The following is a 13,946-nucleotide window of genomic DNA, read 5'->3' as shown; positions in this document are numbered from 1 at the left end:
GGGACACCCCCGGGTCGGTTACGGCTCGGCGTGGTGCCCGGCTCCCGCAGGATCCAGGGCCTCGGCCGGGATGCCCTCGCTGACCTTGCCGGAGCGGCTCAGCACCACCATGAGGACGGCGGACAGGAGCATGAAGCCGCCGACGACGAACATCGGGACCGTGTAGCCGCCGGTCCAGTCCTTGAGCCAGCCCGTGACGTACCCGGCGCTGAAGCCTGCCAGGTTGCCCACGGTGTTGATCAGGGCGATGCCGGCCGCGGCTGCTGCTCCGGTGAGGAACTGGGTGGGCACGGTCCAGAAGTTGGGGAGTGCGGCGAAGATCGACATGGCCGTGACGGTGATGACGGCGATCGTTGCGGCCGGTGAGCCGGCGAAGAGCGCCAGGGGGATGCTCAGGCCGCCGATGAGGGCCGGCAGGGCGATGTGCCAGGTCTTGACGCCGCGCTTGGTGGCGTCCTTGGACCAGAAGTACAGGGCGAAGGCCGCGGGCAGGTACGGGATCGCGGTGATCAGGCCTTTCTGGAGCACGTCGAACTTGGTGCCGTAGAGGCCTTCGAAGCCGGCGATGATGGTCGGCAGGAAGAAGCCCAGGGCGTACAGGCCGTAGATGAAGCCGAAGTAGATGGCCGACAGCATCCAGACCCTGCCGTTGCCGAACACGGTGCGGACGCTGACGTGCTTGTTGCTGGCGGCCGTTTCCGACTTTTCCTTCTCCAGGGCGCCGGTCAGCCAGGTCTTTTCCGCGGCGGTGAGCCACTTGGCCTTGGCCGGGGAATCGGCGAGGTAGAACCAGGCAATGATGCCGACGATGATGGCCGGCAGTGCTACGCCAAGGAACATGACACGCCAGCCGGAAAGGCCGAAGAGACCGTGCTGCTGGATGAGGAGGCCGGCCAGCGGGGCGCCGATGACGGTGGTCAGCGGCTGTGCCAGGTAGAACAGGGCGAGGATCTTGCTGCGGTGCCGGGACGGGACCCAGAGGCTGAGGAAGAGGATGGCGCCGGGGAAGAAGCCAGCCTCGGCCACGCCGAGGATGAAGCGGAGGATGTAGAGGTGCTCCACGCTGCCCACCCACGTGAACAGGAGGGAGACGATGCCCCAGCTGACCATGATGCGGGCGAGCCAGCGGCGGGCGCCGAACTTGTGCAGTGCCAGGTTGCTGGGGATCTCCAGCAGGATGTAGCCGATGAAGAAGACGCCGGACGCGAAGCCGAACTGCGCTGCCGAGAGGGCGAGGTCGGTGTTCATGCCGTTGGGGCCTGCGAAGGAGATGGCCGTCCGGTCCAGGTAGTTGATGAAGAACATCAAAGCGACGAACGGCACCAGCCGGATTGCCACTTTCCTGATTGCGGATTTTTCGACCACCGATTGTGTGGTGTCCACGTTGACTCCTAGATGTTGATGTCCCGGCCGCATCCTGCACTGGAGGCGTGGGGTTGGTCTCAATGCCGTCCGCCGACAGAGGACCGGCAGTGGTTTAAGCGTGTGAGATCAACCATAGGTCCGGAACCGCAAATTGGTCAACCGGTTGACGTGTTTTTTTCTGTTGCGGCCGTCCGCGCCGGAAAGTGGCCGACCGGTTGCTAGGCTTTGGGGGTGTCCGAAAATTCCGCAGCCGCGACGGCTAAGATCAGTGCCGCCCTCGGTTCAATGGAACAGGGGTCCGTTGTTTCGGAGGTGGCGGAGCGCCTGCTGGCCTATTTCACCAGCGGCGAGATCGCCGTCGGAACCAGGCTGCCCGCCGAACGCCAGCTCGCGGCCTCGTTGGGAGTCGGCCGGTCGGCCGTGCGCGAAGCCCTGGCGGCGCTGGAAATCCTGGGCATCGTGATTGTCCGCCCGGGATCCGGGACGTACCTGCGTGACGGCATTTCCGAGCTGCTGCCGCGCACGCTCAGCTGGGGCCTGATGCTCGGTGCACCCCGGACGCGCGAACTCGTGGAGCTCCGGAGCGGCCTGGAAGTGCAGGCCGCGCAGCTGGCAGCGGAACGCATTGACGACGACGCCCTCGGCCGCATGCGCGCCAACCTCCAGACCATGGCGGACAACCTCGAGGACCTGGCCGCCTTCGTGGAGGCGGATGCCGCGTTCCACCGCGAAATCGCGGCCAGCTCGGGCAATCAGGTGCTCCGGGAGCTGCTCCAGAGCATCCGGTCGCTGTTGCGCATCTGGGTGGACCGCGCACTCACCGACGAAGGCCACGCCGCAGCCGCACTGAAGGAACACGGCGAGATTTTCGCCGCCCTCGAAGCGCACGATCCGGCCGCCGTCACGGAAACGATGCGCTCACACATGGCCACCGCTTCCCGGCGGCTGCTCGCCGGATTCGACGCCGCGCAGTAGCCGGCGGCCCTTCGCCTTCGGCGCCCTAGGCGTCGTCGTGCCACCATCCTGCCCAGGCAGCGGACGTCAACTGGCCACTGGGGAATTCGGAGCCGGCGCCGCCAAATTCGTGGCGGTCACTGCGGTGGGAGTCAAGAAAGAGGGTAAGGCTGTTCCAGATCATCATGGCTGTGTCCTTCCATTCGCCGTCCCGACGACGGTTTCCAAGTAGGCATCAGCGTAGCCATGCAGTGTTTCGCGGCGGCGACGCCACGTTTCGGATGTGTATCTGGAATCTATCGTTGCGTGCAGGGCCTCGTCCGGGCCCGTTGGGGACGGGCGGTTTTCGCCGAATCCCGTGCCGGGGGAAGTGAGGCCCGGCCCCGGCTGCTCACCGTACCGGCCCAGGGCACGCGGGAACCGGGGGCGGCGCTGGCAACCGCCCCCGGCTTCAACTCGCGAGTCAGGCCGTCACGTGGTCCGCGGCGGCGGACATCCGGCGGCGGCGGGATGGCGTGGCGGCGATGAGCAGGGCAGCGATGGCCACGGCCGCGCTCAGGATGAGGCCGGGACGGTACTGTTCCAGCATCTCCGCCGCGTTCACTACGGCGCCTCCCCTGCCGGCGTCGGCCGCATTGCCGTGACCGCTGACCATCGCCGTGGTGACGGCAAGCACCAGGGCGGCCCCCACCTGCGTGCTGGTCTGGATCAGGCCGGCCGCGAGACCTTGTTCCGAATTCCGGATGCCGGCGGTGGCCTGGACGTTAATGGACGGGAATGCCAGCGCGAAGCCAACGCCCAGCAGCAGGACCGACGGCAGGATATCCGTCACGTAGTTGGGTGAGGTGCCCACCCGCAGGAACAGTACGTAGCCGAGCGCCAACGCCGCCAGACCGGTCAGAATCAAGCGCGGGGCGCCAAACTTGTCGATGAGCCGGTCCGCGAAGGGAGCGCTTGAGGCCACCAGCAGGCCGGTGGGAAGAAGCGCCAGCGCCATGCCCAGCGGGCTCCATCCCAGCACGGACTGCAGGTAGAGCGTCAGGATGAACTGGAAACTCAAATACGAGCCGAACAGCCCCACGGCACTCAGGTTGGCGCGGGCAACCCAGCCTTCCCTGAGGATGCTGAACCGGATCAGGGGGTGCCTGACGCGGTTTTCGATCACCGCGAACGCTGCCAGCACCGCCGCGGAGGCCACGAATCCGGCGATGGTTGCCACAGATCCCCAGCCGTTCCCGGGTGCCGAAACCAGCGTATAGACCAGCCCCAGCATGCCGGCCGCCAGCGTCACGGCACCCCAAATGTCATGTCCGCTGGTTTGATCCTTCCCGGCGGCGCCGGCGGCGCCGTCCCGCGGGATGTACTTCAGGCCAAGAATCACGACGGCGACCGCCACGGGTACGGAGACGAGGAAAGTCCAGCGCCAGCTCATGGCAGTCATGAGGCCTCCGACGACAAGGCCGAGTGAGAAGCCGCTTGCGCCGAAGGTGGTGAAGATGGAGACGGCGCGGTTGCGTTCACGCCCTTCCGCGAAGTTGGTGGTGATGATGGAGAAGCCGGCAGGAGCCGTGAAGGCGGCGGCCAGTCCTTTGACGAACCGGGTGGCGATCAGCAGGGCGGGGTCATCCACCAGGCCGCCGAGCAGGGAGGCGGCGGCGAACACGCTGAGCGCAATGAGGAAGATGCGCCTCCGGCCGAGCAGGTCCGCCATCCGCCCGCCCAGCAGGAGCAGACTTCCGTAGCCGAGCACATAGGCGGAGACGATCCATTGGAGGGATTCGGTGCCCAGGTGGAGTTCGGTGCCGATCGAGGGCAGCGCCACGCCGACCATGGAGACGTCCAGCGCATCGAGCGCCAGGACGGTGCACAGGACCAGGAGCAGCATCCACTGCGCACGGGTCCAGCGCACGGGTGCCAGCCGTTCGCCGGCAGATCTTTCAAGGGTGGAAGTTGAAGTCATGGCTCCAACTTATATGACACGTCATTGAATGACAAGGAATATTATGACGTGGACTTTTAATTCGTCATCAACTAGAATCGCTGCATGGCAACACCGCAGGACCGCCAGCTGGTTGAGCAATGGCGCAGCATCCAGAGCACCTACTTCCGCACCGCGGGTGCGATCGATCGCGCCCTGGAATCGCGCTTCAGCATCGGGCTGACCGAGTTCGAAATCCTGGACCTGGTGGCCGAGAGCACGGACGCGGCGTGCAGGATGAAGCAGCTCGGCGAGCGGACGCCCATGACCCAGAGCGCGATGTCCAAGGTGGTGGACCGGCTCGAGAAAGCCGGACTCATCTCCCGCCGTTCCTGTGCGGATGACCGGCGTTCACTGTTCCTGGAACTCACCGACGCGGGCCGCGCCCTGCACGGGGAAGCGGCCGTCGCACACCGCGCCCTGCTGAAGGAAAACCTGGCCTGAGCGCATCACAGGCTTTTGCGTCACCCATAAAATCGCAGCCTGACAAACTTGAACGGATGAGCGCATGACGAGATTACTGATCATCGGCCCTCCGGGGTCGGGCAAAGGCACCCAGGCCCACCGCATCAGCAAACAGCTGGGCATCGTGGAGATCTCCACGGGAGACATGTTCCGCACCCACCTGGCCGACCGCTCCCCCTTGGGTGTCGAGGCCCAGAAATACCTCGATGCCGGCGACCTCGTGCCGGACCATCTCACCACGGCCATGGTGCGCGAACGGCTGCAGGAGCCGGACACGAAGGCCGGCTTCCTCCTGGACGGCTACCCCCGCACGCTCAGCCAGCTGGCGGATCTGGACGGCCTCCTCGAGGAGACCGGCGGCGCCCTGGATGCTGTCCTGGAAATCTCGGCGGACGACGACGAGATCGTCCGCCGGCTCCTGCTGCGGGCCGAGGCCGAAGGGCGCAGCGATGACACCGAAAGCGTCATCCGGCACCGCCTGGAGCTTTACCGGAAGGAAACGGAGCCGGTCATCTCGCGCTGCGCCGAGCGCGGCCTGCTGGTCCGGGTGGACGGCACCGCCGACGTCGACCACGTCACCGCGGACGCGCTGGAAGGCATCGAAACCGCCTTGGCGGGCCGGGCCGAGTAGCTGCCTGCACCGCCAGGCGTCACATGCTCTTCCAGGCATACCGGCGTTCGGGGCGCCCGACGCCGTACTTGAGGGTCACGTCCACCATCCCCTCGTCATTGAGGTACTCAAGGTAGCGCCGCGCGCTCACCCGCGACGTGCCGACGACGACGGCCAGTTCTGCGGCCGAAAGATCCCCCGTGGAGGCGAGCAGCGCCCGCTCCACGAGCTGCAGCGTCTCGGCGCTGCAGCCTTTGGGCAGCGGCCGGTCGCCGCGCTCCAGCCCGAAGACCCGGTTGACGTCGGCCTGTTCCGCCACGTCCTTTGAGGAAGCCAGGCTCTGATAGGTGGTCCGGTAGTGCTCCAGGCGCTCCTGCAGGTCCGTCTGGGAGAACGGTTTGATCAGGTAGTGCACGATGCCGCCGCGGAGTGCCCGGCGCACCGTATCCACCTCCCTGGCCGCACTGATCACCAGCACGTCCAGCTCGGGCGCGACGTCCCGCAGCTGATGCATCAGGTCCAGCCCGTTGATGTCGGGGAGGTGGATGTCCAGCAGCACCAGGTCCGGCTGCAGCCGCTGCGTCTCCAGCACTGCCTGCGCGCCGGTATGGGCCACGCCGACGACGGCGAACCCCGGCGTGCGCTGGATGAACCCGGCGTGGACCTTGGCCACCATGAAATCATCATCAACGATCAGGACGCTGATCATGGCTGCTTCCCCTCAGAGATCTGTTTGGCGCTGCCGTGTTGGGCACTGCCGTGTTGGGCTCGCTTGGGGCCCGCACCGGACAGTTCCGCAGTGAACACCGCGCCGCCGTCGTTGTGCACGCTCAGCCGGCCGCCGCGGCGCTGGCAGACCACCCGGGCGAGCGCCAGGCCGTAGCCGCGGCCTCCGTCGGGCGAATTCTTGGTGCTGAACCCCTGGCGGAAGATGTCCTCCATGACGTCCGCCGGGACCCCCGGTCCGGAGTCCCGCACCACAACCTGCACCCCGCCGTCGTCCTCCTCGATGAGCACCTCCACCTCGGCGCCGGCAGCGGTGTTGGTGACGGCGTCGAGCGCGTTGTCCACGAGGTTTCCCACCACGGTGGTCAGGTCCCGGGACAGTTCCTCATCAATCCGGCCGAGCCGGGACTCGTCGGCCAGCTGGAGGGACACGCCGCGCTCCGTGGCAAGGCTTGATTTGGCGATGAGCAGGGCGGCCAGCGCGGGGTCGTGGATCCTGCTGGTGACTTCGTCGTTGAGGCGGGTGCGGTTCGAGGTGGTGCCGTTGACGAACTGCACCACGGCGTCATACTCGCCGATCTGGATCAGCCCGGAAATGGTGTGCAGCTGGTTGGCGAACTCATGGGCCTGGGCGCGGAGGGTGTCCGTGGCTGTCCGGGTGGTGCCCAGTTCCCGCTCCAGGGAAGCCAGTTCCGTCCGGTCACGCAGCGTGGTCACCGAGCCGATGACGCGGCCGTGCGAGCGCATGGGCATCCGGTTCAGGACCACCAGGCTCTCGCCGACCAACACCAGCCGGTCCGGGCCGGGCTGGTCCTGCGTGAGGACTTCCTTGAGCGCGGGCTGCACGGCAAGGCTGCGGAGGTCCTTCCCGACGCAGTCGTCGGGGAGGCCAAGCAGGCGCCGGGCGCTGTCGTTGACCACGGTGATCCGCTGCTGGGGATCCAGTGCCACCACCCCCTCCTTGAGCCCGTGGAGCATGGCTTCCCGGTTCTCGACGAGCCCGGTGATCTCGTCCGGTTCCATGCCGAGCGTCTGGCGCTTGACCCGCCGCGCAAGCAGCAGCGAACCGGCCACGCCCAGGACACTCGCCACCCCCAGGTACGTCAGGAGGTTCGGCACGGCATCGACCAGCCGCTCCAGCACGGACGGGAAGTTCCTGCCGACGGCGGCGATGCCCACCATCTTCCCGCCGTCGTCCAGCACAGGGACGTGGGCCGAGAGCGCTTCGGCGCCGCCGGTGTCCACCAGGCCGGTCCAGGCCCGCCCATCCATCACGACGCTGTCACCGAGCTGCATCTCGCGGCCCTCCTGTGAGGGGTCCGAGGAGGTCACCACCGTCCGGTCGGCGCGGGCCAGGGCGACGTGCGAGGAGCCTGAGATGGTCCGCACGGATTCGGCGACGGCGGGCAGCGCGGACCCGCTTCCCGGTTCGGCGTTTGCCAACAGGCTGCGGACGGCCGGGTGCGCCGCAAGAGTTTCTGCCGCCGACAGCGCGCGGCGGCCTTCGATGCGTTCGAATGCGGCGGCGGACTGCGCCAGCGAGATCGCCACCACAGCCACCAGAACGGCCAGCACGATCAGCAGCTGCAGCCGGAGATACTGCCCCGCAAGGGACATTCCTCGACGTCGAGTCATGTGCTGCTGTCTTTCTGTGCGTGTGGGCCGCCGGAGTGCGGTACGTGGAGTGCGGAGGCTGTCTGCGAGCCTGTTCGCCGTGCCCCGCGATTTCCGCGCCGTTTCCGTGGCGGTGGGGTGAACTATACCGCACCTGTGACGGCGGATTTTTTGCGGGGTGCGGAGGCGAACCTGGCTACTGATCGTGCCGTCGGCGCACCATCTCGGTGATCCAGACGGGCGCGAACGGCGAGGTGCAGTTGGGAGGAGTCGGGTAGTCCTTGAGCACCTCCAGGCGCTCACCGATGCCGATTGCACGGGCGCGGTGCTCGGCGTGCTCGATCCCGATCTGGGCCAGGCACTCGTTCATCGCCCACTGCAGGCGGTCCGGGGCGTCTTTCATCTCCGCCTCAAGGACGTCGAGCAGTCCTGCGAGGTCGAGGCCCTCGGGCTTCTCCGCCACGCGTTCGGTGGTGAGCGCCCAGCCGGCACTCGCAACCACCGGATCCGGGTCGGCGGACCAGGCGAGGCGCAGCTCTTCGGAGTGCGGGGTCTTCTTCACCACGTAATTCACGAGCCAGCCGTGCACCTTGGGCGTGCGCGCCTGGCGCAGCATGACGTCCAACTCGTCACGCCCGAACGCCTTCGGGCGGCAAATCAGGATCGCCAGCAGTCTCGCCGCGGTGTCGCCCGTCTCCCAGAGCCGGCATGCGAGTTCCTGCTGAGTCTTCAAGCGCTTCGCGACCGCGCGCAGCTTGCCGAGGTTCACCCCGTGATCGTCACCGTGTTTCTCGTTCACCTCGCGTGCCCTCGGGTCCTCGAGCGCAGCCAGCTCGGCCATCACCTCGGCCACCATCGGCTCCGTCACCGTCGTCTCTGCCATTGGGCCCTCCTCTCCATCACGTGCGGGATTCAGCCTACGACGGAGGTGGCCCCCCTCGGGTCCGTCCGGGCCTCCGGTGGTGCCCGGGCCCGTGCTTTTTGCAAAGCACGGGCGGTTCACCGGTTCACCGGACCAGCGCGTTTTTCTGGCGGGCGTTGATCACTGACATCTGTCCGCAGTTCGAGCAGGTGATGCGATAGGACCTGGAGGTGGTGAAAACGGGAATGAAGAAGAGCGTGAATTTGGTGGCGCGCTCCTCGAGGTGATGATGGACGAACGACCCGCAGGACTGACATGTGGCTGCCCGTCCAGGCAGGGGGCGCAGAACGGTCTTGAGACCAAAGAGCAGAAGCATCGTTTGTACTTTCTAACGTCGAAGTTGCCGCTCACGCGGTGGTTGAATGGCCCGGCGACGGGAGGCGTGCGGCCAGGCCGGAGAGCAGGATACTCAGGCCCTGGTCCAGTTCGGCCGCTCCGTCGTAGTCGGCGAGGACCGGAGCCAACGCGCGCAGGCGCGGAAACTCCTTCGGCGGCAGGCGGTGCAGGCCAAGACGGAGCAGGGCCTCATTTTCTTCGGGATCGACGATGAATTCCTGCAGTTCATTGAGGATGTGCCCGTACAGGAACCCGTAGTAGGCCCGGTAAACATGGAGCGCTTCGCGGGGTTGGAATCCCGCGTCGATAAGCAACGACAGGATCTGCTCCAGCGGACGCAAGGTCCCCAGCGGCCGCAGGCCCAAGGGCGTGGACAGCGGCCGGGTGACCAGCAGCGGCACGACGTTCGGGTGTCGCAGCGCAAGCAGGCGTAAGTCATGGGCAATGCGCCTTAGCTGCGATTGCCAGTCCGGGTCATCAGGAATGATCGCCAGCTCGTTCAAGACCAGCTCGGACACTCCGTCCAGCAGTGCGGCGCGGTTGGCTGCGTAGCGGTAAAGACTCATCGGGTCCCGGCCGAGTTCCTGCCCCAGTCGGCGCATGGTCAGCGCATCGAGTCCGTCTGCATCCACCAGCTCCAACGCAGCGGAGAGCACCACCTCCCGGCTGAGGCGCTTCTTCGTGCCGGGGGCGGCTGCCACCGGATTCTGTGCGGGCACCATGGGTTCCCTCCTAAAGGACGGGCAGGCGTGCTGCCGATGAAGGTAAGCATGCTTGCTTTACTTGGTAGTCTACGGGTAACGTCTACGTTGTAGAGAATTTGTTATCACCGGTTTTAGAAGCGGGACCCTGGTGGCATGGCCGTTCCGGCCGCTCACACCACCAAGGAGTAACCAATGACATCCCACGCGCAGTCCGCCCACGCTGAAACCACGCGGAACACCAACAACATCAAAGCCTCCGTCAGGACCGTCGAATTCGCCGTCTACGTCGCCGCGGTGCTCGCCACGATCATCACGTCCGCGGTTGTCGGGGACAACGCCAGCGAAAACGGCGTCGATGTCTTCAACGCCAGCCAGGCCATGCAGTACATCACCTGGCTCACCGTCGGATTCATGATCGCCCGCGGACTGGCCAAGGCCGGCAACCGCGCACACACCCACGCATAACCACCGGCGTCACCATGCTCGACCCACCGGCCCCGCAGAAATTGCGGGCCCGGAACCGCTTCAACGCCCCGTGCAGGCCTTGAAGCGTCAGCCGCTGTAGCCTCACGGCGGCACCAGACGCACCCCGCGGAAAAGAGCCACTCTTGGCAACTTCGCAGTACGACCAATTCCTCAACGAAGCCACCGCCGCCGACGGGTCCGGCTCGACACTCGGGCAGGACTGCCTCTACGGCCTGTATACGAGCTGGTGCTTCCTGCATCAGCGGACGCCCCGGCCCGAAGGCGCCTTCTGGTCGGCCATGAAAAAGAAGCACGTCCATCCCCGCCACAACAGGCTCCGCATGAAGGGCCCGGCCGCCGCTGACTACATCCTGGCCAGCTACCCGGGGCTGGTCTGACCAGTGAGTACTTTCGCCAGCACCTACATCCCGCGGGACGCCCAACAGCCCCGGGGAAAGCAGCCCTGGTGCTCGACCTGCGATACCGACTTGCACCTCGTTGTGGACTCCATCGCCGTCATGGACAGCCGGAGGGAAAGCCTCGCCGTTGCCTTCAACTGTGAGAAGTGTGGCGGAACCCGGGTTCTGTCCACCACGGCAGGTTTCGTCGCTGCAGTTTTGGCCCGGTCGACCCACAACGATGACGTCATGCACCTGGGCACCGAGTACATCCACTGCGGCGAACCCATGTCCCCGACCGATCCGGAGCTCAGGAACTCCCGTACGCCGGTCGCCACCCATCCGCGGCCGGCGGATTTCCTCGGCGCCTACCTTCGGACCCGGGTAATTCGGTGCCGGTGCGGCTTCCAAATGGAAATCCCGCACTAATTCCAGATACCCCACCCCGGTCTTTAGCCCCCACGGCTAAAGACTGCATAGGAGAACAATGAAGATCCCTGAACCACGTGGACCCGTCAGCTCCGGGGTGCTGGGCCTCCTTTCCGGACGGCCCGGGGCCGAGCCGGCGGCACAGGCGCACCTGCACGAACTGGTCACAGCGCAGATGCGCGACATCGGGGACATCATCGAGGACGATGACCTCCAACTGGCCCTGTTTTGCCTCTACGAGCTTCACTACGGGGGTTTGGACGGTGTGGATGACCTGTGGGAATGGAATCCCGGATTGCTCGGGATCCGTCAACTGCTCGAGGCACCGTTCGAAAAGGCGCTGCGCTCGGCAGCGCACCGCTGCGCCCCGCAAACCAGTTTGCCTCCGGCGGAAACCCTGAGCAGCGATGACGTCGCTGCCATCCTGTTCGAACTCGCGGCCCGGGACAGCGGACCCAGCGTGTCCCGCTTTATCGCCAGGAAGGCGTCCGTCGAGCATCTCCGTGAGTTCCTGATCCACAAGTCCATGTATCAGCTCAAGGAAGCCGACCCGCATACGTGGGCGATTCCCCGCCTGGCCGGGCGGGCCAAGGCAGCGCTGGTTGAGATCCAGGCTGACGAGTATGGCGGCGGACGCCCGGACCGGATGCACAGTGCCATGTTTGCCCGGACCATGAGGGGCCTGGGCCTCGAAGACCAGTTTGGCGCCTATGTGGATGCCGTACCGGCGATCTCCCTGGCCTCAGTGAACATGATGTCCCTGTTCGGCTTGAACCGCCGGCTCCGGGGAGCCATAGCCGGGCATCTGGCGATTTACGAAATGACGTCCTCCCGGCCGAACCAGCTGTACGGCCAGGGGTTCCGGCGCCTCGGCTTCGGCGCAGAGGTGACAGCATACTTCGACGAGCATGTGGAGGCCGACGCGGTCCACGAGCAGATCGCCGGAAGGGATCTCGCCGGCGGCCTGGTGGAGGCGCAGCCGGACCTCCTCGCCGACGTATTGTTCGGCGCCACGGCCGTCCTTGCGATCGACGGGCGGCTCTCCTCCCTGGTCACGGACGCATGGGACAACGGCAGGTCCTCCCTGGGAACCGCTGTCCCGGCTGGCCTGTGACGCTCTCGGAAACTCTGCGCGCCCAGCACGCGTGCCACGGCAGCCACTCTTTCCTTGCCCTACCAGATCGGGATTACACATGAATCAGAACCAGCAGGAGTCTCCCGGAAACGGCTCGATCGTCCTCTGTCCCGACGGCCCGATCCTGGTCCGCGGCGACTTCGACATCGTCGCATCGTCGGGGGAACCTGTGCCCCGGCAACGGCGGACCGTAGCCCTTTGCCGGTGCGGGGCCTCCGCGATCAAGCCCTACTGCGACGGCACCCACAAAATGATTAAGTTTCGGACCGGTTACCCGTCCGCTCCGGAGGATTCAGATCAATGATCGGAAGGTGGCCGTCGGTTCGGATGGCGTCACCCCCGCCGTTGCGATGGTGATAGCCAGTCGAGAAGTTCCTGATGACATGCACTGATTCGACCGCGTTGGCCGCCCGCAGGGTGTCGATGATGAAATCGCGCTCTTCGTCGGTGCGGTCGGCGATTTTGTGGGTGATCTGGAATGTGAAGAGGGAAAGACCGACACTTCTGTCGTAGGTTCCGGCGCCCACCCAGTCCACCGCAATGCCGCCGGGCAGCATCCACGTGTCCGGGCATCTCCAAAACCGCACGTGATGCCGTTTGCGGGGGTTGCCATCGATTTCCCGCTGAAAGGCCAAATGCTCCTGGCGGTCGTCAGCCCGGGCGTGGTCCGGTTCCGCCGGAACGTCCCCGCAATCCTCCCCTGACATCACTTCGCAGTCCCCTTCCACCAAGAGCACACAGTCTAGAGGTAGTCGCCGGCTTGTTCGCGGGCGATTTCAAGCAGTGTGGAGTGGAAGGCGACCTCAGCCGGAGCGTAGACCTTGTCCTGGCGCTGCGCCAGCAGAATCCGCCGCAGCGGGGCGGCCGGACCGAGGCTGAGCACCCTCACGTCGGGGTGCTGGAGAGCTACGGCGGTCTTGGGCACCATGGCCACCCCCATCCCGACGCTGACCATGGCCTGCGCCTCTTGGTAATCGTTGGCCAGGAAGCCAATGGTTGGTTCGAACCCGGCTTCGTGCGCGGAACGCTGCAGCACCTCGACCACCGGGTGGGCCTCCGCGCGCACGATCCACGATTCGTTGCGCAGATCCTCCATGCTGACCTGCTCCCGGCCGGCGAGCGGATGGTTGCCAGCCACCAGGATCACAGTTCTCTCGAGGAAGACTTCGGTTACCCGGATCGACTCGTCGTGGAAGCGATTCCAAGGGTAATCCCACAGCAGGCACAATCCGGTGACCCCGGACTCCAGGTCCGCCACGAGTTCGTCGAAGCGTGCGCTGCGCAGCGAGAGGCTGATGGCCGGGTAGCGCTTCTTGAAGGTCCTGATGACGATGGGCAGGAAGGACCCGGCGAGCGTGGGGAAGGTGCCGACGGTCAGGGACCCGCGCTTGAGGCCGGCGATCTGGTCCAGGTCGGATTGGGCTGCTTGCATCTGCCGCACGATCTTGCGGGCGTGGCCGGCCAGCACCTGGCCGGCTTCGGTGGGTACCACCCCGCGGGAGCGCCGGTTGAGCAGAGGCTGCCCGACCTCTTGTTCGAGCTTGCGCAGCTGTTGGGAGACGGCGGAGGGCGTGTACATCATTAGTTCCGCCGCTGCCGTGATTGATCCCTGTTCGACGACCTCCAGCAGCAGGGCCAGCCGGCGCATGTCGAACAAAGACTGGTTCTCTTCGTGAAGCAACGGTTTACCCTTCTTCGGATTTGGTTCATTCCCTGCATGCACACTCATATCTGCGGGATGACGGGCCACTTCTAGGGGCCGTGAATGCCGAACCATGCGGCCATCATCCTTTTCGGAACAGTGACTTAAGCAATACTACATCCCTCCTAAAAAATCGAACATTG

General features: G+C 65.8%; 17 protein-coding genes and 1 pseudogene. 8 read left to right on the top strand and 10 right to left on the bottom strand.

Features of this window, described 5'->3' with window-relative positions:
• Positions 1–18: 18 nt before the first annotated feature.
• Positions 19–1,383, bottom strand: coding sequence for an MFS transporter (locus tag B1A87_RS20100; RefSeq protein ID WP_221937597.1), 1,365 nt, complete (start codon positions 1,381–1,383; stop codon positions 19–21).
• Between the two features lie 213 nt (positions 1,384–1,596).
• Here B1A87_RS20100 and B1A87_RS20095 point away from each other — a divergent pair, with 213 nt between their 5' ends.
• Positions 1,597–2,340, top strand: a complete 744-nt coding sequence (locus tag B1A87_RS20095) for a FadR/GntR family transcriptional regulator (RefSeq protein WP_078026999.1) — start codon at positions 1,597–1,599, stop codon at positions 2,338–2,340.
• A 25-nt stretch (positions 2,341–2,365) separates the two neighbouring features.
• Here B1A87_RS20095 and B1A87_RS23150 read toward each other — a convergent pair whose 3' ends face one another.
• On the bottom strand, positions 2,366–2,506 hold the full coding sequence (locus tag B1A87_RS23150) for a hypothetical protein (protein ID WP_185982375.1): 141 nt from the start codon (positions 2,504–2,506) through the stop codon (positions 2,366–2,368).
• 276 nt (positions 2,507–2,782) lie between these two features.
• A complete protein-coding gene (locus tag B1A87_RS20090) occupies positions 2,783–4,279 on the bottom strand; it encodes an MFS transporter (protein WP_078026998.1) in 1,497 nt (498 codons plus the stop codon).
• Between the two features lie 84 nt (positions 4,280–4,363).
• Between B1A87_RS20090 and B1A87_RS20085 the strand changes: the two genes are divergently transcribed.
• Positions 4,364–4,741 (top strand): MarR family winged helix-turn-helix transcriptional regulator, encoded by a 378-nt coding sequence (locus B1A87_RS20085; protein ID WP_078026997.1) that lies wholly within the window; start codon positions 4,364–4,366, stop codon positions 4,739–4,741.
• Between the two features lie 64 nt (positions 4,742–4,805).
• Complete coding sequence (locus B1A87_RS20080) at positions 4,806–5,393, top strand: adenylate kinase (protein WP_078026996.1); 588 nt, start codon at positions 4,806–4,808, stop codon at positions 5,391–5,393.
• Between the two features lie 19 nt (positions 5,394–5,412).
• On the opposite strand, the gene B1A87_RS20075 is transcribed toward B1A87_RS20080, so the two are convergent.
• The 5 genes from B1A87_RS20075 to B1A87_RS20055 form a co-directional block, all read right to left on the bottom strand.
• Positions 5,413–6,081, bottom strand: a complete 669-nt coding sequence (locus B1A87_RS20075; protein ID WP_078026995.1) for a response regulator — start codon at positions 6,079–6,081, stop codon at positions 5,413–5,415.
• A complete protein-coding gene (locus tag B1A87_RS20070; protein WP_078026994.1) occupies positions 6,078–7,715 on the bottom strand; it encodes a sensor histidine kinase in 1,638 nt (545 codons plus the stop codon). Before B1A87_RS20070 ends, B1A87_RS20075 begins: the two co-directional genes overlap by 4 nt.
• 193 nt (positions 7,716–7,908) lie before the next feature.
• Complete coding sequence (locus tag B1A87_RS20065; protein ID WP_078026993.1) at positions 7,909–8,595, bottom strand: DNA alkylation repair protein; 687 nt, start codon at positions 8,593–8,595, stop codon at positions 7,909–7,911.
• Positions 8,596–8,719: 124 nt separating this feature from the next.
• Entirely contained in the window at positions 8,720–8,950 is a 231-nt protein-coding gene (locus B1A87_RS20060) for a zinc-ribbon domain-containing protein (protein WP_078026992.1), read from the bottom strand.
• Positions 8,951–8,981: 31 nt separating this feature from the next.
• Complete coding sequence (locus B1A87_RS20055; RefSeq protein ID WP_078026991.1) at positions 8,982–9,692, bottom strand: TetR/AcrR family transcriptional regulator C-terminal domain-containing protein; 711 nt, start codon at positions 9,690–9,692, stop codon at positions 8,982–8,984.
• A 174-nt stretch (positions 9,693–9,866) separates the two neighbouring features.
• Here B1A87_RS20055 and B1A87_RS20050 point away from each other — a divergent pair, with 174 nt between their 5' ends.
• The 5 genes from B1A87_RS20050 to B1A87_RS20030 all read left to right on the top strand — a co-directional run bounded on the left by B1A87_RS20050 (position 9,867) and on the right by B1A87_RS20030 (position 12,405).
• Positions 9,867–10,139: a hypothetical protein gene (locus tag B1A87_RS20050; protein WP_078026990.1), complete on the top strand. Its 273-nt coding sequence runs from the start codon at positions 9,867–9,869 to the stop codon at positions 10,137–10,139.
• 143 nt (positions 10,140–10,282) lie between these two features.
• Positions 10,283–10,537 (top strand): hypothetical protein, encoded by a 255-nt coding sequence (locus B1A87_RS20045; RefSeq protein WP_078026989.1) that lies wholly within the window; start codon positions 10,283–10,285, stop codon positions 10,535–10,537.
• A 3-nt stretch (positions 10,538–10,540) separates the two neighbouring features.
• Positions 10,541–10,966 (top strand): hypothetical protein, encoded by a 426-nt coding sequence (locus tag B1A87_RS20040; RefSeq protein WP_139362700.1) that lies wholly within the window; start codon positions 10,541–10,543, stop codon positions 10,964–10,966.
• 58 nt (positions 10,967–11,024) lie between these two features.
• Positions 11,025–12,080, top strand: coding sequence for an iron-containing redox enzyme family protein (locus B1A87_RS20035; protein WP_078026987.1), 1,056 nt, complete (start codon positions 11,025–11,027; stop codon positions 12,078–12,080).
• A 79-nt stretch (positions 12,081–12,159) separates the two neighbouring features.
• Positions 12,160–12,405, top strand: coding sequence for a CDGSH iron-sulfur domain-containing protein (locus tag B1A87_RS20030; RefSeq protein ID WP_078026986.1), 246 nt, complete (start codon positions 12,160–12,162; stop codon positions 12,403–12,405).
• On the opposite strand, the pseudogene B1A87_RS20025 reads toward B1A87_RS20030, so the two are convergent.
• Positions 12,395–12,748, bottom strand: a pseudogene (locus B1A87_RS20025) (LssY C-terminal domain-containing protein); the annotation flags it as partial. The gene B1A87_RS20030 and the pseudogene B1A87_RS20025 overlap by 11 nt on opposite strands.
• Positions 12,749–12,843: 95 nt before the next feature.
• On the bottom strand, positions 12,844–13,749 hold the full coding sequence (locus tag B1A87_RS20020) for a LysR substrate-binding domain-containing protein (protein WP_395940281.1): 906 nt from the start codon (positions 13,747–13,749) through the stop codon (positions 12,844–12,846).
• Between the last annotated feature and the right edge of the window lie 197 nt (positions 13,750–13,946).

Origin of the sequence: Arthrobacter sp. KBS0703 (assembly GCF_002008315.2) — a bacterium.
Taxonomy (GTDB): domain Bacteria; phylum Actinomycetota; class Actinomycetes; order Actinomycetales; family Micrococcaceae; genus Arthrobacter.
Note: the sequence above shows the minus strand (reverse complement) of the source record. Positions and strands in the feature narration are given on the sequence as shown.

Excerpts from the sequence above, each read along its gene's own strand:
- B1A87_RS20020 (WP_395940281.1), bottom strand. The coding sequence starts at position 13,749 with ATGCGCCGGCTGGCCCTGCTGCTGGAGGTCGTCGAACAGGGATCAATC.
- B1A87_RS20070 (WP_078026994.1), bottom strand. The coding sequence starts at position 7,715 with ATGTCCCTTGCGGGGCAGTATCTCCGGCTGCAGCTGCTGATCGTGCTG.
- B1A87_RS20050 (WP_078026990.1), top strand. The coding sequence starts at position 9,867 with ATGACATCCCACGCGCAGTCCGCCCACGCTGAAACCACGCGGAACACC.
- B1A87_RS20085 (WP_078026997.1), top strand. The coding sequence starts at position 4,364 with ATGGCAACACCGCAGGACCGCCAGCTGGTTGAGCAATGGCGCAGCATC.
- B1A87_RS20035 (WP_078026987.1), top strand. The coding sequence starts at position 11,025 with ATGAAGATCCCTGAACCACGTGGACCCGTCAGCTCCGGGGTGCTGGGC.
- B1A87_RS20075 (WP_078026995.1), bottom strand. The coding sequence starts at position 6,081 with ATGATCAGCGTCCTGATCGTTGATGATGATTTCATGGTGGCCAAGGTC.
- B1A87_RS20060 (WP_078026992.1), bottom strand. The coding sequence starts at position 8,950 with ATGCTTCTGCTCTTTGGTCTCAAGACCGTTCTGCGCCCCCTGCCTGGA.
- B1A87_RS20055 (WP_078026991.1), bottom strand. The coding sequence starts at position 9,692 with ATGGTGCCCGCACAGAATCCGGTGGCAGCCGCCCCCGGCACGAAGAAG.
- B1A87_RS23150 (WP_185982375.1), bottom strand. The coding sequence starts at position 2,506 with ATGATGATCTGGAACAGCCTTACCCTCTTTCTTGACTCCCACCGCAGT.
- B1A87_RS20090 (WP_078026998.1), bottom strand. The coding sequence starts at position 4,279 with ATGACTTCAACTTCCACCCTTGAAAGATCTGCCGGCGAACGGCTGGCA.
- B1A87_RS20080 (WP_078026996.1), top strand. The coding sequence starts at position 4,806 with ATGACGAGATTACTGATCATCGGCCCTCCGGGGTCGGGCAAAGGCACC.
- B1A87_RS20030 (WP_078026986.1), top strand. The coding sequence starts at position 12,160 with ATGAATCAGAACCAGCAGGAGTCTCCCGGAAACGGCTCGATCGTCCTC.
- B1A87_RS20065 (WP_078026993.1), bottom strand. The coding sequence starts at position 8,595 with ATGGCAGAGACGACGGTGACGGAGCCGATGGTGGCCGAGGTGATGGCC.